Annotated in this window: 15 protein-coding genes; 9 read left to right on the forward strand and 6 right to left on the reverse strand. The window is 63.4% G+C overall.

Annotated features, from left to right (window positions below):
• The first annotated feature begins 357 nt into the window (after window positions 1-357).
• The 5 genes from H3H55_RS04265 (at window position 358) to H3H55_RS04285 (ending at window position 8,125) form a co-directional block, all read left to right on the forward strand.
• The gene (locus tag H3H55_RS04265) at window positions 358-1,728 is read left to right on the forward strand and encodes an ABC transporter ATP-binding protein (RefSeq protein ID WP_193097769.1); all 1,371 of its coding nucleotides are present in this window, start codon (window positions 358-360) and stop codon (window positions 1,726-1,728) included.
• 117 nt (window positions 1,729-1,845) lie between these two features.
• On the forward strand, window positions 1,846-5,241 hold the full coding sequence (locus tag H3H55_RS04270; RefSeq protein ID WP_193097770.1) for a methyltransferase domain-containing protein: 3,396 nt from the start codon (window positions 1,846-1,848) through the stop codon (window positions 5,239-5,241).
• Window positions 5,242-5,267: 26 nt separating this feature from the next.
• Window positions 5,268-6,506 (forward strand): glycosyltransferase family 4 protein, encoded by a 1,239-nt coding sequence (locus tag H3H55_RS04275; protein WP_193097771.1) that lies wholly within the window; start codon window positions 5,268-5,270, stop codon window positions 6,504-6,506.
• A 14-nt stretch (window positions 6,507-6,520) separates the two neighbouring features.
• On the forward strand, window positions 6,521-7,099 hold the full coding sequence (locus H3H55_RS04280; protein WP_193097772.1) for an acyltransferase: 579 nt from the start codon (window positions 6,521-6,523) through the stop codon (window positions 7,097-7,099).
• 48 nt (window positions 7,100-7,147) lie between these two features.
• Window positions 7,148-8,125 (forward strand): glycosyltransferase, encoded by a 978-nt coding sequence (locus H3H55_RS04285; RefSeq protein WP_193097773.1) that lies wholly within the window; start codon window positions 7,148-7,150, stop codon window positions 8,123-8,125.
• A gap of 92 nt (window positions 8,126-8,217) precedes the next feature.
• On the opposite strand, the gene H3H55_RS04290 is transcribed toward H3H55_RS04285, so the two are convergent.
• Window positions 8,218-9,033 carry a sulfotransferase family protein gene (locus H3H55_RS04290; protein WP_193097774.1) on the reverse strand — a complete coding sequence of 272 codons (816 nt, stop codon included), beginning with the start codon at window positions 9,031-9,033 and terminating at the stop codon, window positions 8,218-8,220.
• Between the two features lie 176 nt (window positions 9,034-9,209).
• Between H3H55_RS04290 and H3H55_RS04295 the strand changes: the two genes are divergently transcribed.
• Genes H3H55_RS04295 through H3H55_RS04310 form a run of 4 tightly spaced genes read left to right on the forward strand, consistent with a single transcriptional unit; the run spans window position 9,210 to window position 13,908 of the window.
• Window positions 9,210-10,037 (forward strand): glycosyltransferase family 2 protein, encoded by an 828-nt coding sequence (locus H3H55_RS04295; protein WP_193097775.1) that lies wholly within the window; start codon window positions 9,210-9,212, stop codon window positions 10,035-10,037.
• Window positions 10,034-10,999: a UDP-glucose 4-epimerase family protein gene (locus H3H55_RS04300; protein ID WP_193097776.1), complete on the forward strand. Its 966-nt coding sequence runs from the start codon at window positions 10,034-10,036 to the stop codon at window positions 10,997-10,999. Before H3H55_RS04295 ends, H3H55_RS04300 begins: the two co-directional genes overlap by 4 nt.
• Window positions 11,000-11,004: 5 nt before the next feature.
• Entirely contained in the window at window positions 11,005-12,021 is a 1,017-nt protein-coding gene (locus tag H3H55_RS04305) for an MraY family glycosyltransferase (protein WP_193097777.1), read from the forward strand.
• Window positions 12,022-12,033: 12 nt separating this feature from the next.
• Window positions 12,034-13,908 carry a polysaccharide biosynthesis protein gene (locus H3H55_RS04310; RefSeq protein ID WP_193097778.1) on the forward strand — a complete coding sequence of 625 codons (1,875 nt, stop codon included), beginning with the start codon at window positions 12,034-12,036 and terminating at the stop codon, window positions 13,906-13,908.
• Between the two features lie 87 nt (window positions 13,909-13,995).
• On the opposite strand, the gene H3H55_RS04315 is transcribed toward H3H55_RS04310, so the two are convergent.
• Genes H3H55_RS04315 through H3H55_RS04335 form a run of 5 tightly spaced genes read right to left on the reverse strand, consistent with a single transcriptional unit; the run spans window position 13,996 to window position 19,433 of the window.
• The gene (locus H3H55_RS04315) at window positions 13,996-15,102 is read right to left on the reverse strand and encodes an MraY family glycosyltransferase (RefSeq protein ID WP_193097779.1); all 1,107 of its coding nucleotides are present in this window, start codon (window positions 15,100-15,102) and stop codon (window positions 13,996-13,998) included.
• A 27-nt stretch (window positions 15,103-15,129) separates the two neighbouring features.
• On the reverse strand, window positions 15,130-16,152 hold the full coding sequence (gene galE, locus H3H55_RS04320; protein WP_193097780.1) for a UDP-glucose 4-epimerase GalE: 1,023 nt from the start codon (window positions 16,150-16,152) through the stop codon (window positions 15,130-15,132).
• A 15-nt stretch (window positions 16,153-16,167) separates the two neighbouring features.
• A complete protein-coding gene (locus H3H55_RS04325; protein WP_193097781.1) occupies window positions 16,168-17,304 on the reverse strand; it encodes a glycosyltransferase family 4 protein in 1,137 nt (378 codons plus the stop codon).
• A gap of 51 nt (window positions 17,305-17,355) precedes the next feature.
• Window positions 17,356-18,180: a glycosyltransferase gene (locus H3H55_RS04330; protein ID WP_193097782.1), complete on the reverse strand. Its 825-nt coding sequence runs from the start codon at window positions 18,178-18,180 to the stop codon at window positions 17,356-17,358.
• Window positions 18,177-19,433, reverse strand: a complete 1,257-nt coding sequence (locus H3H55_RS04335; RefSeq protein ID WP_193097783.1) for a lipopolysaccharide biosynthesis protein — start codon at window positions 19,431-19,433, stop codon at window positions 18,177-18,179. The genes H3H55_RS04330 and H3H55_RS04335 overlap by 4 nt, the downstream gene beginning before the upstream one ends.
• Between the last annotated feature and the right edge of the window lie 63 nt (window positions 19,434-19,496).

Genomic DNA, 19,496 nt, shown 5'->3' on the forward strand with positions numbered 1-19,496 from the left:
CATTCTGGTGCATGCGAATTATCGCATAGTGGTTCACCTGCGGATCGACGGCGCTGTCGTCGTGACGTGTGTCGAAGTGTAAATGTCGCAAGCAATCCCGGGTGCGCGGGCGGGGCGGCGGATTGACGCCGATCGTCGGCATTCTCGGGCAGCGAGCGGAATTCGACGGGTGTTTCGAGTCCGGCGAACGCCTTGCCCGGGGCGTTCGGTGACTATTTCCCATATTATGAAATGGTGCGCCGTGGTAGCATTCGTCGTTTACCATCAGCGCCTGATGGCACATCACTGGATCGATCCATTCGATCGCAATCCATAGGTTGGCATCGTGTCCGGACGGGATACGAAGAATGAATCCATATGTCTGACAATATCGCGATCGAATCTCACGGCATCAGCAAGGGTTTTGAGTCCTACGAGCGGCCCGGCGACCGGTTGAAGAGAGGAGTGCTCGGTGCCATTGCGCGGCTTGCGCAGGGCTCCGCGACGCGACAGGCGACGCATCGGCCCGTCGAGGCCCAGTCGAATGTCTTCTGGGCGCTTCATGACGTGAGTTTCTCCGTCGCGGCGGGAGAAACCGTCGGCATCGTGGGGCGGAACGGGTCGGGCAAAAGTACGTTGCTGCAGATCGTCTGCGGTACGTTGGCGCCGACCCGCGGCGATATCGCCGTGCGCGGCAAGGTTGCCGCGTTGCTCGAACTCGGCTCCGGCTTCGACGCCGAGTACACCGGTCGCGAGAACATCTATCTCAATGCGCAGCTGTACGGGCTGTCTCGTCAGCAGATCGACGATCGTTATGCATCGATCGTCGATTTCGCCGACATCGGCGAGTTCATCGACCAGCCCGTCAAGACCTATTCGAGCGGTATGTTCGTTCGTCTGGCGTTCGCGGTCATCGCGCATGTCGATGCGGATATCCTGGTGATCGACGAGGCGCTTGCGGTCGGCGACGCATTCTTCAATCAGAAGTGCTTTCGCTTTCTGCACGAGTTCAAGCAACACGGAACCATTCTGTTCGTCAGTCACGATACCTCGACGATCAGAAAGCTTTGCTCACGCGTCATCTGGATCGACAGTGGCCGGATCGTTGCGCAAGGGCGGCCGGCGGATGTCTGTGCGGCGTATCTGGAAGCGCGCTACAGCACGACGGGGGCAGCGATCGCGACGGTGCCCGTCGAATCGGAGCAGCATGACGGCGCATTCGATTTCCGTCGCGAACGCTTCAACGCGTCCGCGTTTCGCAACGACATCCAGGTGCTGGCGTTCAATCACGAGTCGCAGGCCTTTGGCGAAGGCGGCGCGCGGATCGTCGATGTCGCATTCTTCGACGATCAGGCGCGCAGGCTCGAATGGATCGTCGGCGGCGAAGCGGTGACGTTGCGCGTGACGATCGAAATCGACGAACCGCTGGTTTCCCCGATCGTCGGTTTCTACCTCAAGAACGAACGGGGTCAGGAATTGACGGGCGACAACACGTTCGCAACCTTCGCCGAACGGCCGGTATCGTGTGATGCGGGCGACGCGCTATGCGCGGAGTTCAGCTTCATCATGCCGGTGCTGCCGGTGGGTGCCTTCTCGATCAATGTCGCGATCGCGGAGGGCACGCAATACGACCACGTTCAGCACCACTGGATCCACGACGCATTACCCCTTCGCGTGCATGCATCCCGCGTGAGTCACACGCTCGTGGGCGTTCCGATGGTGCATGCAGGACTGTCCGAAGAGATGTAGTGCGGAACGGATTTGATCCGCAGACGTGAGCACAATCTCCCGGCGTGAAGTTGTCGTCACGTGTCCGGAGAGAGATTACTTACAAGATTTTGCAAGTTTGCAGAGCAGGATTCACAAATGACCAAGCAAGAGCGAATTTTTCGATTCAAGGCCTCGGAAGATGACCACTCGTTTACGGGTGAGCGATATCTTCCGGGCGTTGCGGGGCCGATTCAGTACGAGCACTACCATCGGTATCTTTTCTCGACGGCGATATGCGCAGGCAAGGACATACTCGATATCGCGTCGGGGGAAGGTTATGGTTCTGCTTTGCTTGCGCAGGCGGCGCGCTCCGTGACCGGTGTCGATGTCGACCCGCAAGCAGTCGAAAATGCGAAGAGCCGTTACGGTGACGTGCCGAATCTTCGGTTCGAATGCGGGAGCGCCACGCAGATTCCTCTTGGCGACGCATCTGTCGACATTCTCAACTCCTACGAAACGCTGGAACATTTCCACGAGCACGAGACGTTCATGCGCGAAGCGCGTCGGGTGTTGAAGCCCGGCGGCCTCATGATCATCTCGACGCCGAACCGGCCGATCTACTCGCCGCCGGGATCGCCTCCCAACGAATATCATGTGCGCGAGCTCGATCGCGAGGAATTCGTCCAGTGGCTCAAGAGCGGGTTTCAGAATTTCGTACTCTACGAACAGAAACCGCTTGCCGGATCGCTGCTCCAGAAGGAAGGGCGCAGCGGTGAGCGCCTCATCAACTGCTGGTCCGAACGCGAGGTGGGCGAGTATCGCGAGACGGCAGGTGCCGTCGATCCCGTGTACTTCATCGCGATCGCGTCCGACGGGCCGTTGCCTGAAATGGACGACAGCCTGCTGGATGGCGGCGTGTCGTTCACGCGCTACGATCAGGCGCGCAACGCGCATATCGGTGCCCAGGCGACTGAAATTGTCCGCCTGACGACGGAAACCATGGCGCGCGGCGACGAAATCGGCCGTCTGACCGGCGAGGCCGTGCGGTTGACCGAAGAGGTTCTCCGGCGCGACGAAGAGATCGGAAGATTGACCGTCGAAACCGTGCGCCTGAACGACGTCATCCTCGCCAACAATGCGGATATCGAACGTCTGAATGCCGAAGTCGATCGATTGACGCGGACCGTTTCCACGTTGTCCGAGGCCGCAGTCCATCGAGACGAAGCCGTGACGACGTCACGCAAGGTGCTTGAATCGCTCGACGTGCAGAACAACACGTCGACGGCTCTGGCTGCCCGGGTCGACGAGTTGACCGACCAGTTGAAACACGCGGAAGGCGTACGCGGCGCGCAGGGGCAGGATGGCAACAGCGGTCGCGAGCGTGATCCGTCGACGGTTGCATTGCTGGCCGAGAACGAAAATCTTCGACGGCAGTTGAAGCTGATCCTGAATTCCACGTCCTGGCGCGTGACGAAGCCGCTTCGTTATGCCGCCCGGCGCATCAACGCAAGCCGGCAGGGTGCCGGCGCAGCGCCGGCTTCGCATTCCGGGCAGGCCGCAGGGCAGGCCATGTCGATCGTCGAAGGCGATGGAGCGTCGCCGGCGACACTTCGGCCTTTCGAGCAGGCGTCGACACCGAAAGCGACGATCGTCGTGCTGCAGTCGCAAGGCGGTGCGGCGATGCGTGCATGCCTCGCGGCCCTGAGCCAGCATACGGCATCCGTTGCGTACCGGATCGTCGCGGTGGGTGAAATCGACGCGAGGCTTGCGGCGGAGAGCGGGGTCCGTGTCATCGATGATCGGCGTGCAACCCAGTCGATGTCGGCTCTGGCCGAGCAGGTCGGTGATGTGTCCGGGAGCGAATTCGTCGTGCTGATGTCGGACGAATTGCTGGCGCGCCCAGGGTGGCTGAAGGCCATCGATGAAGCTTTCGAACGCTTCGCCGATGCGACGGCAGTCTCTGCGATCGTCCTGGAGAGGAACGGCACGGTGCATGCCGCGGGCGGCGTCATCGATGCAGGCGCGCATCTCCTTCCCGCGCATGCCGGTGTCGGCAGCGATAACGTCGAAGTCCAGAGTGTGACCGAGATCAAGGCCGCAAGCCCCGGGTTCATCGCAGTCCGAAGCAATGCGTGGGCCCGCGTATCGCGCTTCGAGGAAGCGATGCCGGTCCTCACGACCGGATTCGCTGCTCTGGCACTCGATCTGCATGCGCGGAGCGAGAAAACCTACCTGCAGCCGTTCGCGCGTTTCGTGCTGTCGAATGCGGCGCAAACGAGCCGTCCGACGCATGACGAAAATTGGGACGACGCCTATCAGCGTTGGCTGCTGCGCCAACGTCATGACGCGCTGTTCCGCGTCGAGCGACCGTTTGGCGACGTGCTTGCGTCGCCGCAGCGGCCGAAGGTCGTGATCGTCGATGCGTTCGTGCCGAAGCCCGATCAGGATTCCGGTTCGGTCGACGTCTACTGGTACATGCGAATTTTCCGCGAGTTCGGCTACGACGTGAGCTTCATTGCGGCATTCGAACAGTCACCGCCCTTGGCCTACATGGAAGCGCTGCGGCGTTGGGGGGTGCGGGTTCAGTGCGCGAGCGATCTGACGTCGCTCAACCGGTTGGTCATGGAGGAAGTCGCCAACGCTCGCGTGGTCGTCGCGCAACGCATCATCGTCGCGCGTCATCTGGTCGAGTCGCTTCGCAAGGGCGCGCCGCACGTCAAGCTGGTGTTCGGCACGGTCGATCTCCATTACCTCCGCGAAGAACGCGCCGCGATTCACGACCGCTCCCCCGAGGCGCTGGAAGAAGCGCTGATGCTGCGCCGCACGGAAATTCAGACCGTGCGCGAAGCCGACGCGACCATTGTGGTGAGCCGTGTCGAGAACGACGTGCTGAAAGAGCTGGCGCCGCAAGCGAACGTTCATCGCATCCCGATTCCGCGGGTACCGACACGTTCAGCGCGTACGTTCGACGAGCGGTCCGGCGTCGTATTCGTAGGCGGATTTGCGCATCGTCCGAATATCGACGCAGTGCAATTCCTGGTCGAGGAGATCTGGCCGATCGTCAGGCGGAGCCAGCCCGCGGCGGAGTTGCGTATCGTCGGCAGCGGCGTGACCGACTACGTCCGCTCGCTCGAGAACCCGGCGATGGGTGTGAAGATCGTCGGATTCGTGGAGAATCTGGGCGACGTGCTCGACGTGGCTCGCGTATCGGTTGCGCCGCTTCGATTCGGCGCCGGTATCAAGGGCAAGGTCGTTTCGAGTCTGTTGCATGGCGTGCCTAGCGTGCTGAGCAAGATTGCCAGCGAAGGGATGGGCCTCGTGGCAGGCGAGCAGGTGCTTGAAGGAGACAGTGCCGAAGAGATCGCCGCCGCGATCGTCAAACTGCTCGAAGATCCGCAACTGTGGCAGCGGGTCGCCGATGCAGGTTTCGCGGCTGCGGTTGCCGAGTACTCGGTGGAGACCGTGGCAGCCAGGATGTCCACGCTTCTCGCGTCCATCAACGTTCTCGATGGCAAGCGCGGTTTGCGTCCTGGTGCATTCGATATTCACTGACAGTTTCATTCATATTGATCATCGCCATGCTGCGTTCCCTGTTTTCATTGTTTCGTAAAGCTCCGCCGCAACGTCGTCCCCGTACCGACGGGAAGCTCGGTGTCCTGATCGAATTGGCATCGTTCGACAAGGGCGGCCTCGAGAAGGTGGTGCTTGATTCCGCGATCGCATTCGATCGGGCACGTTTCGACGTCACCATCGTGACCCCCGGCAAAGTCGGGCACCTCGGCACGGTCGCACGTAATGCCGGCCTGCGTGTCGTCGGGCTGCCCGCGGCGAACCCGCTCGCGGCTTACGAGAAACTGCTGACCGAGTTGAGCGTCGATATCTCGATGTCTCACTTCTCGAATACGGGCTACCCGCTCTTCGAGCGTTTCGGGATTCCGAACATCACGTTCATCCACAACGTCTATGCGTTCTTTTCGGATGAGCAGGCTCGAGCGTTTGCAGACAATGATCGCTATGTCGATCGCTACGTTTCGGTTTCGAAGAACGCGACTCGTTTTGCCGTGAGCAATCTCGGCGTGTCGGCCGATAAAGTCGTGACGGTGCCGAACGGCCTCATCCTGTCCGAACACGAGGCGCGGGAAAAGCAGCCGCCGAAGCTGACGCGCGCCCAGCTCGGTCTGTCCGACTCCGATTACGTATTCGCAAATGTCGCCTCGTACAACCTGCACAAGGGGCATTATGTGATGGCGGACGCGATGCGCCATTTGCTGGCGCGCCGGCGCGACGTCAAGATTCTCTGCGTCGGCAACGTGATCTTTCCGCCTCATGTCGATGCGCTTCGCCACTATCTGGTCGAGCACGGCCTGGAACAGCACATCCTGATGCCGGGTTATTTCCCGGATGTCGAAGACGTGCATCGCGTTGCGGACGCGTTCATCCTTCCGTCATTCATCGAGGGCTGGAGCATTGCGATGAACGAGGCAATGTTCTATCGCAAGCCGATGATCCTGACCGATACCGGCGCGTCTGCCGAAGTCATCGAAGATGACGACATCGGCATCCTGATCCCGAACGAGTATGGCGATACGCCGAATCTGAATTCGAAGCTGCTCGACGAGCTGGCCTACGCACCGAGGCAATATGAAATCGCGCCCGTTCTCGCGGATGCGATGGACCGGATGGCGTCGAACGCCGCGGAGTGGCGCGATAGAGGGGCGAAGGGGCGCGACAAGATTTACGCCAACTACAACTTTGCCGATATCGTGACGCGTTACGAATCGATCATCGAAGATGTGGTCAGGGCGCACGGCCGATAAGAAGAGAGGCGGATATGGTGAGTTCACTCAAGTCGTTCTACCGCTTCGTCAGATGGCGCTTCAAGCCCGCCGTGTGCTTCTACCTGGGCAATCATTTGTTCATGAACTACATGCCTTATCGCATAAGGCATTGGTTCCTGGGAAGGTTTTGTCAGGTGAGGATTGGCCGCGATTCAAGCATCGCAATGGGATGCTTTGTTACCGGGTATCATATTTCGATCGGCAATAATACGGTCGTAAATCGTTATACCTATCTGGACGGCCGTGTTCCGTTGACGATCGGGAACAACGTAAATATTTCGCACTACACGTTGATCCAGACGTTGACGCATGATCCGCAGAATCCGGATTTTGTATGCCTGTGCAAGCCGGTTGTCATCGAGGATCACGTCTGGATCGGTGCTCGCGCGATCATCAGCCCTGGCGTTCGTATCGGGGAAGGGGCCGTTGTTGGCGCGGGGTCGGTTGTGACGCGTGATGTCGAACCCTACACGATCGTTGCCGGAAATCCGGCGCGTTTCATCAAGGAGCGGACGCGAGATTTGCGCTATCGGTCGCGCTATTTTCCGTTCTTCGATACCGATATCCAATGACTTCGTGTTTGAGTGTGTCGTGGATGAAATTATTGCCCGGTCCTGAATATGTCAATCTTTAAATTCCGCAAATCGCCTGCTCCTGCCGCTGCTGCGCGGGCGGACGTCACCATTTCCGTGGTCATCCCGTTGTACAACCACGCACGGTATGTCGAAGGTACGTTGCAGAGCGTTCTGTCGCAGTCTTCCCCGGCCGACGAGATCATCCTGATTGATGACGGCTCGTCCGATGACGGATTCGACATCGCGTCGCGGCTGCTTGCAAACGTTCCGAATGCGAGCGCATATCGGCAGGAGAACGCGGGCGCCCACAATACGATCAATCGTGCGATTGGTCTTGCCCGGGGCGACTATGTCGCCGTACTGAATTCGGATGACGTGTTTGCTTCGGAGAAGCTCGCACGTTGTCGGGAACTGATTCAGGAGCGGCCGGGCCTGGGGTTGATCGCGGGGCGTGCCGGCATCATGGACGACCATGGCGTCGAACAGCAAAACGGCGTTGCGATCGACTGGCTGGCACGTGCGTACGGTTTCCTGGGCGAGACCGGCCTGCCGCAGCTGGCGTTGCTGAACGAGAATTTCGTCGCGACGACGTCGAACATGGTTTTCAGTCGCGCGCTCTGGCAGGCCGCTGGCGGATTCCAGCCGCTTCGCTACTGCCATGATCTCGATTTCCTGATGTATGCGTTCGCCCACGGCAGCGTGTACATCGACCGGGACGTGCAGCACATCGTGTATCGCGTGCATGAAAGGAACACGATCAAGGAGGACCTGGGCAAGGTCCGGGTCGAGATCGCGGCTGTCATTGCACAGGCGCTTGCGATGTCGGGCCCGCGAATCTTCTCTGCGCGCCTGGACGGAAGCGATCTCGGCGCATTCAGACGGTTCCTGCAGAACAAGGGCATGACGGAGATGCTGTGTTTTCTGCAAACCGTACTTCCGGCATTTCCGACTCGTTCGGCGTTCTATGAATATGCGGTCGATGCGCGAAATGCCGATGCATTTCGCGCGGCCGTGACGGGCTGAACTGCAGCGAGCCCGGCGGGCAGGTGATCGAGGTCGCGCACGCACGGTGCGCGACCGTTCTCGCTGACGAGATCGGTACGGACTGCCGTGTATCAGAGGTAGCCGAACGCTTTCAGTCCTTCAGCCGCAGTTGCGCAACAGTGGGCGGTGATGTCCGGCGGCAGGCTTGTTTGCCACGCAGTTGCGCGGTCATTCAGGAACGGCCGCGACAGGTTGAGGTGGCTCTGATCGTTGCGCAGTACCGGAGCCCGCTTCGAGTTGTCCAGCATGGATTCTTCGAACGGCAGGCCGAGGAATTCCGTAGAACGCGACAGGACATCCCGCGGGTTCGCGACGAGATCCTCGTAGCGCACGAGCAGATAATTTGCGCGGTCGCGCATCGCGTTGTGCAAGTGGAGGTTGGTGTAATTCCACAGGCGAGGGAAATACTCTTCAATGCCTGACGGCGCCCACGTGACGTTCTTGAGAGACAGCATCGTACCGCGCACGTCTCGGACAATATGGAGAAACCGGATGTCGGAGTTCAGGAGTCCGACCTCTTCGAGCTTCCGGATCGAAAGGAGATCGTCAGGGGTCTTGTCGCCACCAAGCCGCTTCCCGGCATTGGACGCAATGCGGCGATAGATCGATGTAAGGACGCCCGCCAGAGTCGGCTCTGCTTCGCTCAGCGCGTCATCGATCTCCGCGGCGGAGATATAGGGCCCAAGAACTTCGGCGAAGTCGTCCGTCGACTTGATGATTTGACTGATCAGCGGACGTGCTACCGACCAGTCGCTGATGCAACCGATAACGTGAGCGATCGGGCTGATGAACGTAGTCTGGTTCGGGATGAAGATGCCGCTATGAAGATTGAGCGACTCCTTGAATAGCGTTGTGCCAGATCGAGGCGAGCCAAAAAGAATGAACATGCTGGGGGTATGGGGCGTGATGGGCGACAGTGTGGCTGTAGCACCGAATGGGTGCTGCGGGCCAACGTGATTCTGCCACCGCCGACTGAGTATGAACGAACCCGTACGACATCCTGGATGCCAAAACGTTTCTGGGTCCGCGCACGTCATGTTTACTTCGTAATATTAGACTTGAGATGAGTACTTCGAGAGCCACGCTGACCGTATCGATCGTCGTCTATCGGCCTGATGTCGAGCGTTTTTTTCAGACGCTCCACAGCCTGCGCGACGCCGTGTGTGCGGTGCGACGTCGCGATCCGGACTTCCACGCGGCAATCTGCGTGGTGGACAATGGCGGAACGCCCGATATCTGGAAGGATGTGGTCGGATCGAATCTGGCCGGATTCGAGTGTTCGACGTTGGGTGGTCACGGGAATGTTGGTTACGGCCGGGGCCACAACCTTGCGATCGCAGAGGCCGACAGCGAACATCATCTGATCCTGAATCCCGACATCGATCTTGACGAGAACGCCCTCGTGCATGCGTTGGGTTTCTTGAGCGGTCGTCCGGACGTCGGGCTTTTGACGCCGTATATTTCAGACGAGAAAGGTGGTATCCAGTACCTGTGCAGGCGTTCGCCTGCCATGTTCGATCTGCTCGTCCGCGGATTTTTTCCGGCGCGCTGGAAGGCGCGGTTCGTGGAGCGTCTCGCCCGCTACGAGATGCGCGACGTGATCAACGATCACGACATCGTCGAGGAGCCGCCCATCGTCAGCGGCTGCTTCATGCTGTTCCGTACCGAAGTCCTGAAGACACTCGGCGGCTTCGATCCGCGCTACTTCCTGTACTTCGAAGACTACGACCTGAGTCTGCGCACGCACGACGTCGCGCGTGTCGCGTACGTCCCGTCGGTGCGCGTGGCCCATCACGGCGGCGGCGCATCCCGCAAGGGGTTCGCGCACATCCGCATGTTCGCCGCATCGGCCTTCAAGTTCTACAACCGCTTCGGCTGGAGGTTCTGGTGAGCCACCTCGTCGTCACCGGCGCGAACGGCTTCGTCGGCCGTGCGCTCTGCCGCCGCGCGCTGCAGGCCGGGCACACCGTCACCGCACTGGTACGTCGTCCGGGCGGATGCATCGACGGCGTGCGCGAATGGGTGCACGGTACCGCCGATTTCGATGGCCTGGATGAAGGGTGGCCGATCGATCTTGCAGCCGATTGCGTGATTCATCTCGCCGCTCGCGTGCACGTGATGCGCGATGAGTCGCCCGATCCCGACGCCGCTTTCGACGCGACCAACGTCGCCGGCACCCTGCGCCTCGCCGAGGCGGCGCGCAACCACGGCGTACGCCGTATCGTGTTCGCGAGCAGCATCAAGGCGGTCGGCGAGGGTGACGGCGGCGTACCGCTGTCCGAAGCGTCCGAACCCGATCCGCAGGATGCATACGGCCGTTCCAAGCTGCGTGCGGAGCGGCAACTCGCGCAGTTCGGGAAGTCGGCAGGGCTCGACGTCGTGGTCGTGCGTCCGCCGCTCGTCTATGGTCCGGCCGTCCGCGCCAACTTCCTGCGCATGATGGACGCGGTCGCGCGCGGGATGCCGTTGCCGCTCGGCTCCGTTTCCGCGCGCCGCAGCATCGTCTATGTCGAAAACCTTGCTGACGCGCTGTTGCGTTGCGCGATCGACCCGCGTGCGGCCGGCGAGTGCTTCCATGTCGCCGACGACGATGCGCCGTCGGTCGCGGGCCTGTTGCGCCTCGTCGGCGACGCACTCGGCAAGCCGGCGCGGCTGATCGCGGTGCCTCCGGCGCTGCTGCGCGTGCTCGGGAAACTGACCGGCCGTCGCGCAGCCGTCGACCGCCTGACGGGCAGCTTGCAGCTCGATAGCGGCCGGATCCGACGCGTGCTCGACTGGCGCCCGCCCTATACGACCCGCCAGGGTCTCGAAGCGACTGCCGCATGGTATCGTTCGCGCGATACACGAAAATAAGCCCTATGTTTCTCGAGAACCCCACCTGGCTCACCACGGCCGCGGTGGCCTTGGCCGCCGCACTCGCCTCGACGGCGATTCTCCGCGCGCTACTCGCCACCGGGCTGGCCTGGCGCCTCGCCACCGACATTCCGAACGATCGTTCGCTCCATACGCTGCCGACGCCGCGCGTCGGCGGATGGGGCATCGTGCCCGTGTGCGTCGTCGGGTTTCTGGCGCTGACGCCGCGACTCTGGTTGATCGCCATCGCCGCTGCGGGGCTGGCCGCGATGTCCCAGATCGACGACCGGCGCGGACTGCCGGCCCGCGTGCGGTTCTCGGCGCATCTCGCGGCAGTCGTCGCGCTGATCGTCGTCTTTCCGGCCGACGCGCCCTGGTGGCTCCTCGCGGGCGTGGGCTTCGCGATGGTCTGGCTGACGAACCTGTACAACTTCATGGATGGCGCCGACGGCCTCGCGGGCGGTATGGCGCTGTTCGGTTTCGGCGGATACGCGGTCGCGGCGCTCGGCGGCGCGCACGCATCGCCCGATCTCGCCGTGGCGGGCGCGGCAGTCGCCGGCGCGGCGCTGGGCTTTCTTCTGCTCAATTTCCATCCGGCCCGGCTCTTCCTCGGCGATGCCGGCTCGATTCCGCTCGGATTCCTGGCCGGCGCGCTGGGCTACTGGGGCTGGCGTACGGGCGTGTGGCCGATCTGGTTTCCCGCGATGGTGTTTGCCCCCTTTATCGCCGACGCATCTGTAACACTTTCGAGACGCCTGTTACGCGGTGAAAAGTTCTGGCAAGCGCACCGCGAGCATTATTATCAAAGGATGGTCCGATCGGGTGTAGGTCACGGTCGGACCGCTCTTTATTGGTACCTCATCATGCTCGCAGGCATAATTGTCGCCGTGTGGGCACGGGGCCGCCCCGAACTGCAGCAATGGCTGTCGTTCTTCGTGTGGTACGGCGTCCTGGCATGGCTCGGATGGTTGATCGACATGCGTTGGCGCCGGTTTCAGTCGGCCGCCAAAAACAACTCTTGAGGTTTCCCGCCGATGTTGCGATCCAAAGCATCGTGGCTGTCACTGAGTGCATTTCTGTTCGACCTGACTGCGGTTGTCGCCGCCTGGTTGTTCGCTTATCTCGTTCGTTTCAATGGCAGCGTTCCGCATGACTTCCTGAGCGGCGCGCTGGTGGCGCTGACATGGGTGCTGCCCGTGTACGCGTTGATGTTCCACGGGTTCGGCCTGTATCGCGGGCTGTGGGTGTTCGCGAGCCTGCCCGACCTGATGCGCATCTCGAAGGCGGTGGCCGGCGGCGGCGTGATCGTGATGATCGGTGCCGTGATGTTCCAGCCGACGCCGATCATTCCGCGCTCGGTGCTGCTCGTGTCGCCGCTGATGCTGTTCCTGGTGATGGGCGGCGCACGCGCGCTGTATCGCGCGACGAAGGAGTACTACCTGTACGGTGGCCTCGTCGGGAAGGGCAAGCCGGTACTGGTGCTCGGCGCCGGCACGGCCGGCGCGAGCCTCGCGCGTGAGCTGTCTCGCTCCGGCGAATGGCGCCTCGTCGGCCTGCTCGACGACGACGTCACGAAGCAGGGCCGCGAGATCTACGGCTACAAGGTGCTCGGATCGTTCAACGATCTGAAGCACTGGACCGACGCGATGAAGGTCGAGTACGCGATCATCGCGATTCCGTCGGCATCGGTCGAAACGCAGCGCCGCGTCGCGACGCTGTGCGTGCGGGCCGGCGTGAAGGCGATGGTGCTGCCGTCGCTGACCGCGCTGATGCCGGGGCAGGGCTTCCTGTCGCAAGTGCGGAACATCGATCTCGAGGATTTGCTCGGCCGCGATGCCGTGACGATCGACACGCCGCACGTCGAGGCGCTGCTGCGCGGTCGCGTCGTGATGGTGACGGGCGCGGGCGGCTCGATCGGCTCGGAGCTGTGCCGGCAGATCCTGCGCTTCGCGCCGGCGCAGCTCGTCGCGTTCGATTTGTCCGAGTATGCGATGTACCGGCTGACCGAGGAGTTGCGCGAGCGCTTCCCCGACCTGCCGGTCCTGCCGATCATCGGCGACGCGAAGGATTCGCTGCTGCTCGATCAGGTGATGTCGCGCCATGCGCCGCACATCGTGTTCCATGCGGCCGCCTACAAGCACGTGCCGCTGATGGAAGAGCACAACGCCTGGCAGGCGCTGCGCAACAACGTGCTCGGCACGTATCGCGTGGCCCGCGCGGCGATCCGCCACGACGTGCGTCACTTCGTGCTGATCTCGACCGACAAGGCCGTCAACCCGACCAACGTGATGGGCGCGAGCAAGCGTCTCGCCGAAATGGCCTGCCAGGCGTTGCAGCAGACGAGCGAGCGCACGCAGTTCGAGACCGTGCGTTTCGGCAACGTGCTCGGCAGCGCGGGCAGCGTGATCCCGAAGTTCCAGCAGCAGATCGCGAAGGGCGGCCCGGTGACGGTCACGCACCCGGAGATCACGCGTTTCTTCATGACGATTCCGGAGGCGTCGCAGCTCGTGCTGCAGGCGTCGAGCATGGGGCATGGCGGCGAGATCTTCATTCTCGACATGGGCGAGCCGGTGAAGATCGTCGATCTCGCGTGCGACCTGATCCGCCTGTACGGTTTCTCGGAGGACCAGATTCACATCGAGTTCACCGGGCTGCGGCCGGGCGAGAAGCTCTACGAGGAGCTGCTGGCGGACGACGAGGCGACGACGCGCACGCCGCACCCGAAACTGCGGATCGCGCGCGCACGGGAAGTGCCGGACAATTTCCTCGACGAGTTGCTGCCGTGGCTGATGCAGCATCGCGTGCTGCCCGACGACGAAGTGCGCCGCGACCTGCGGCGCTGGGTGCCCGAGTATCAGACGGCCGCAATTCCGGCGCTGAAGAGCGTGCGGGTCGCGTCGAACCACTGACGGCCCTGCGGCTGCTGCACGGCGGCCGAGCCGCCCAAAAGAAAAGCGCCCCGCGGGGCGCTTTTTTCATGCCAGGCCGCGCACGGCTCAGCGGCTGTGGCGGTGCTTGCGCACCACCATCCACCTCGGCGCCCTGAACCGCACGATGCTGATATACAGCCACACGTAGGTCAGCGCGAACAGTACGACGAACACGAACAGGTGCACCGTGTGCCGCCAGAACAGCGTCGCCGGTATCACCGCGACGAGGCACAGCAGCCACAGGTACGGCGACGTCAGCGAATTGCGGCGCGTCAGGTCGTGCGCGTGCTTCGTGCCGACGGCCCAGCGCATCAGCCGCTTGTACACGAGCATGTGCAGGTGCACGCCGTCCGGAATGCCGGGCGACATGCCGCGGATGAATTTCTTCCGGTAGATCGAGAAGCAGGTCTCGAAGATCGGGTACATGAACAGCAGCACCGGATACCACGCGGATACCTCGCGGTTGCGCATCACGAGCATGATCGCGAGTTCCGCGAGCATGAAACCGATGAAATACGCGCCGCCGTCGCCGAGAAAGATCAGCCCGGCCGGGAAGTTCCACAGGAAGAAGCCGAGCACGGCGCCCATCATGATGATCGACGCGGACATGACGACCGGGTCACGGACCTGGAACGCGACGTACGCGAGCGACGCGAACATCATGAAGCTGACCATCGACGCGAGCCCGTTGAAGCCGTCGATGATGTTGATCGCATTCGCGAGCGCCGCGACCGCGAGCACGGTGACGAACGCCGAAATGGCCACGTAGTGCAGCAGGAAATCGAGCGGTGGCACGCTGATGCGGGTGACCGAGATATCCATCAGCCAGAACGCGAGCGCGGCCGCGCCCATCGTGCAGAGCAGCCGCGCGCGCGGCGACACGCGCTTGGTCAGGTCCTCGACGAGGCCGGACAGGAACGCCGGCAGCCCGCACGCGGCGATGCCCAGAATGCTGCCGGCGATCGTCGGATAGCGCCGCGACAGGATCAGCGCGGCAATGACGACCCCCGCGAGGATCCCGATGCCCCCGACCCGCGGCACGGGCCGCACGTGGAATTTCTGCACGCCGGCCAGGTCGCTGTCGATCGAGAATTTCTCGTGAAGGTGCGCGTAGCGCACGATGAACAGCGTGACGAGCAGGGAGACGATGAAGCCGGACGCGAAGCTGAGCATGGGATCGCTCGAAAAATGGACAGCGGATTATACAAAACCGCGCGGGTTCCCCTCCTGCCATCGCCAGTGGTCGGCACACATTTCTTCGATACCGAGCGTCGCGCGCCAGCCGATGATGTCGGCCGCGGCCTGCGGGTTCGCGTAGCACTCGGCGATATCGCCCGGGCGGCGCGCGACGAGTTCGTACGGCACCGGGCGGCCCGACGCTTTCTCGAACGCGCGCACGACTTCCAGCACGCTGTAGCCTTGCCCGGTGCCGAGGTTCACGACGAAGCTCGCGTCGCGTTTCGCCAGCGCGTCGAGCGCGGCGATGTGTCCCTTCGCGAGATCGACGACGTGGATGTAGTCGCGCACGCCCGTGCCGTCCGGCGTCGGGTAGTCGGAGCCGAACACGCGCAGCTTTTCCAGCTTGCCGACCGCGACCTGCGCGACATACGGCATCAGGTTGTTCGGGATGCCGGCCGGATCCTCGCCGATCAGCCCGCTCGCATGCGCGCCGACCGGGTTGAAGTAGCGCAGCGTCGCGATCCGCCACGACGGGTCGGATACCTCGAGATCGCGCAGGATCTGCTCGGCGATCAGCTTCGACTGGCCGTACGGGTTCGTCGCGGACAGCGGGAACGATTCGTCGATCGGCGAGCGCTCGGGCACGCCGTACACGGTCGCGGACGAGCTGAACACGAACTGCCTGACGTTGCGCTCGCGCATGACCTTGAGCACGGCGAGCAGGCCGCCGATGTTGTTCTGGTAGTACTCGAGCGGCTTCGCGACCGATTCGCCGACGGCCTTGAGCGCCGCGAAATGGATCGTGCCGGTGATCGGGTGCGCGTCGAACACCTTCGCGAGCGCGGCCTCGTCGCACACGTCGACCTGATGGAACGCGGGCGTCTTGCCCGTGATCTGCTCGATGCGCCGCAAGGACTCGGCCTTGCTGTTGACGAGGTTGTCGACGATCACGACATCGTAGCCGTTGCCGAGCAGCTCGACGGCCGTGTGCGAGCCGATATAGCCCGCTCCACCGGTGACGAGGATGGTGCCTTTAGCGGTCATTGCTGATGCGCTCCTTCAGAGGGTGATACCGGTTAACGAATGGATGGTACGCCGGTAGCGTTCGACGACCTGCTGCTCGTCGAATTCCGCCGTGACCTTCTGCCGACCGCGTGCGCCCATCGCGTCGCGTCCGGCCGTTCCGAGTTCGATCATGCGAAGCAGTTGTTCCGCGAGGCTCGCGCTGTCGCGCACGCGGCACAGGAAGCCCGTTTCGCCGTCGGCGACGACGTCTCGGCAGCCCGGTACGTCGGTCGCGACGATCGGGCGGCCCATCGCCGATGCTTCCATCAGCGTGCGCGGCACGCCTTCGCGGTACGACGGCAGCACGACGCAGTCGGCTGCCGCGATATGCGGGCGCACGTCGTGCGCCTCGCCGAGATACTCGACGATGCCTTCGCCGACCCATGCGTCGACGTCCGCGCGGCCGATCGCGCTCGGATTGTCGACGCCGAGTGGCCCGAGCAGCTGGAAGCGCGCGTTCGGGAAGCGGGCACGCACGATGCGCGCGGCCTCCACGTATTCGCGCACGCCCTTGTCCCACAGCAGCCGGCCGATCAGGATGAAGACGGGCGCGTCGCCGGCGGGCAGCGGCACGGGCGCGAACTGTTCGAGGTCGACGCCTTCCCCGTGCAGCAACCGTGCGCGGTCGGGGTGCGCGAGCAACTGCTCGTCGGTGAAGGTCGCGAGATCGTCGCGGTTCAGGAACCAGACTTCACGCGGGAAGCGGAACGCGAACCGGTACAGGCGCTTCGCGACGCTCGCCGCGCGGCTCTTCTGGATGAAGACGTAACCGAGCCCCGTCGTCACCGCGATCGACGGCACGCGCGCGAGCCACGCGGCGACCGAGCCGTAGATGTTCGGCTTGATCGTGTAATGGAACACGAGACCGGGCTTCAGCGCGCGGTAATGACGCACCAGCGCGGCGAGCGTGCCGAGATCCTCGCGCGGGCTCGTGCCTTTCGACGCGACCGCGAGCGCCACGTAGCGGCAGCCCATCTGCTCGAGCAGCGGCACCGTGCGGTCGTGCGGCGCGATCACGATGACCTCGGCGCCGCGCGCGACGAGCGCACGGATCAGCCCGTGGCGATACGTGTAGATCGCCCAGGCCGTGTTGCAGACGAGCGCGATGCGCAGCGGGGAGGTGGCGGACATGAAAAAAATGAAAAATAAAGCGTCGAAAATGCCGGCTGAGCCGAATGGTCGTCAGGCGGACGGCCGCGCGGCGAACAGCGTCTGCTTGATCCGCTGCAGCGTGCGGTACGGCGTCACGAAATGCAGCAGGTTCTTGGCGAGACCGGCCCAGTCGTACGGGTTCAGCGCGTTGAAGTGGCTCAGCAGCAGCGTGAGCGTCGACACCAGCTGGCGCCGGCGCTTGGTCGCACTGATCCCGCCCTCGTTAAGCTCGTAATACAGGCCGAGTTCGGGCAGGTTCGCGCAATCGTAGCGTTGCATTAACCGCAAAAAAAGATCGAGATCCTCGGCCGCGCGGTATTTCGCGCGATAGTTGCCGACTTCGCGCACGGCGTCGATGCGCAGCATGACCGACGGATGCACGAGCGGCGAACGCAGGAAGCGTGTGCGGCGCAGCGTGCGCGGATCGGCGGGCGGCGTCAGCATGAAGCGCGGCTCGCCGGCGCGCGACACGACCTGCGTCCACATGCCGACGCAGGCCACGCGCGGGTGGGCGCCGAGATACGCGCGTTCCTTCGCGAGACGCTGCGGCACGGCGAGATCGCCCGCGTCGATGCGGGCCGCATAACGGAAGCCGCGCGCCGCGAGCGCGTCGATGCCGGCCGCGAGCGCCCGTTCGATGCCGACGTTCTCCGGCATGCGCAGCACCTCGATCGCGAGGCCGGGCAGGTCGGGCGCGACGATCGGCGGCGTGCTGCCGTCGTCGACGATCAGCACCTGCACGGGCGCGTCCTCGCGAAACGACGCGAGGGTCCGAACGACGTCGTCGTGCCCGTTGTAGGCCGGCATCAGCACGGCCACGTCGTCGAGCGGGGGCGGGCAATCAGGGGACGTCATGGTCGCAACTTGAAACGGATGTAATAAAAATTGACGGCGGCGGCGGCCAGGTAGCCGGCCGCCAGCCCGACGAGCGCGCCGTACAGGCCGAGCCGGGGGATCGCGAACAGGTTGACGAGCGCGGCGATCGCGAGCGCGAGCAGCCATTTCGACAGCAACACGAATTTTGCTTGATATTTGAGAACGATAAGATTGCCTATCGCCTCGATGCCGGCCGGCACGGACAGCCAGACGGCCCAGCGGAAGATGTCGACCGACGCTTCGTAGCCGTGGCCGAACACCTTGCCGACGATCAATGGGGCGGCCGCATCGAGCACGAGCGCGCCGGCCGTCATCAGGCAGGCCGTCATCGCGATCAGCCGGACGATGTTGCGGCGCAGCCGCGCGACGTCCTGCACGCGGTAGACGAATGCGGGCGCGATCGTCTGCGCGAGCATCAGCGCGAGCGTGATCCAGTTCTCGTTGAGCTGCTGCGCGGCCGAATAGCGGCCGAGATCGGCAAACGACACGTGACGCTCGAGCATCAGGCGGTCGAGCTTCAGGAACAGGTACATGCAGATGAGGCCGAGCCAGAACACGGTGCCGGCCGTCGCAAAGTGCCTGAACAGCGGTTTGTCGAACGTCCAGCCGAACGCGCCGCCGTTACGATGCCGGTAGTACAGCAGCAGCGCGAAGCCGATTGCCGCGGCTTCGAGCGCCCACAGCCACGCGAAGCGCGCGGGGCCGGCGGCCGCGCGGACCAGCAGCCAGACGAGCAGCGCCTTCGCCAGCGCGGTGACCATGCTGGTGACGAGCTGCGGCTTGCTGTAGGTCATGCTCTGCAGCCACGCGTTGATCACGCCGACGAACGGCTCGCGGAACACCATCGTGACCGCCAGGCCCGCGAGCATCGCGCCGACCAGCGGATCGAAGGCGCCCGCGGCAATCGCGATCCAGGTCGCGGCGAGCGCGGCGACCGAAACGGCGATGCGCAGCACGAACGCGCTGCCGAGCACCGCGCCGAGCTGGGCGGGCGGGCGCTGGACGATGGTCGGGACGAGGATTTCCGCGCCGCACACCCAGGTGAGCGGCGCCAGTACCAGGAGGAGCGTATTCGCATACTGCCATTTGCCGAACACATCCGGCCCGAAATAACGGGCCAGAAGACCGCTGATCGCGATCGCGACGCCGATCTGCGTGAGCCGTTCGAGCCCCAGCCAGACGAGGTTCGCGACGGCCTTCGCGACATCCGGGTTGCCGAAGCGCTTCAGCATGCGGAGCGAGCGGGCACGCGCAGGGCGGCCGGCAGGGCGCGCGGAGGCTGCGGGTTGGCGGCG

This window comes from Burkholderia sp. Z1 (genome assembly GCF_014893795.1).
GTDB classification, from domain to species: domain Bacteria; phylum Pseudomonadota; class Gammaproteobacteria; order Burkholderiales; family Burkholderiaceae; genus Burkholderia; species Burkholderia theae.

What these genes read in the sequence shown, in the direction of transcription:
- H3H55_RS04265 (WP_193097769.1), top strand. Translation starts at nt 358, where the DNA reads ATGTCTGACAATATCGCGATCGAATCTCACGGCATCAGCAAGGGTTTT.
- H3H55_RS04270 (WP_193097770.1), top strand. Translation starts at nt 1,846, where the DNA reads ATGACCAAGCAAGAGCGAATTTTTCGATTCAAGGCCTCGGAAGATGAC.
- H3H55_RS04275 (WP_193097771.1), top strand. Translation starts at nt 5,268, where the DNA reads ATGCTGCGTTCCCTGTTTTCATTGTTTCGTAAAGCTCCGCCGCAACGT.
- H3H55_RS04280 (WP_193097772.1), top strand. Translation starts at nt 6,521, where the DNA reads ATGGTGAGTTCACTCAAGTCGTTCTACCGCTTCGTCAGATGGCGCTTC.
- H3H55_RS04285 (WP_193097773.1), top strand. Translation starts at nt 7,148, where the DNA reads ATGTCAATCTTTAAATTCCGCAAATCGCCTGCTCCTGCCGCTGCTGCG.
- H3H55_RS04290 (WP_193097774.1), bottom strand. Translation starts at nt 9,033, where the DNA reads ATGTTCATTCTTTTTGGCTCGCCTCGATCTGGCACAACGCTATTCAAG.
- H3H55_RS04295 (WP_193097775.1), top strand. Translation starts at nt 9,210, where the DNA reads ATGAGTACTTCGAGAGCCACGCTGACCGTATCGATCGTCGTCTATCGG.
- H3H55_RS04305 (WP_193097777.1), top strand. Translation starts at nt 11,005, where the DNA reads ATGTTTCTCGAGAACCCCACCTGGCTCACCACGGCCGCGGTGGCCTTG.
- H3H55_RS04310 (WP_193097778.1), top strand. Translation starts at nt 12,034, where the DNA reads ATGTTGCGATCCAAAGCATCGTGGCTGTCACTGAGTGCATTTCTGTTC.
- H3H55_RS04315 (WP_193097779.1), bottom strand. Translation starts at nt 15,102, where the DNA reads ATGCTCAGCTTCGCGTCCGGCTTCATCGTCTCCCTGCTCGTCACGCTG.
- galE (WP_193097780.1), bottom strand. Translation starts at nt 16,152, where the DNA reads ATGACCGCTAAAGGCACCATCCTCGTCACCGGTGGAGCGGGCTATATC.
- H3H55_RS04325 (WP_193097781.1), bottom strand. Translation starts at nt 17,304, where the DNA reads ATGTCCGCCACCTCCCCGCTGCGCATCGCGCTCGTCTGCAACACGGCC.
- H3H55_RS04330 (WP_193097782.1), bottom strand. Translation starts at nt 18,180, where the DNA reads ATGACGTCCCCTGATTGCCCGCCCCCGCTCGACGACGTGGCCGTGCTG.
- H3H55_RS04335 (WP_193097783.1), bottom strand. Translation starts at nt 19,433, where the DNA reads ATGCTGAAGCGCTTCGGCAACCCGGATGTCGCGAAGGCCGTCGCGAAC.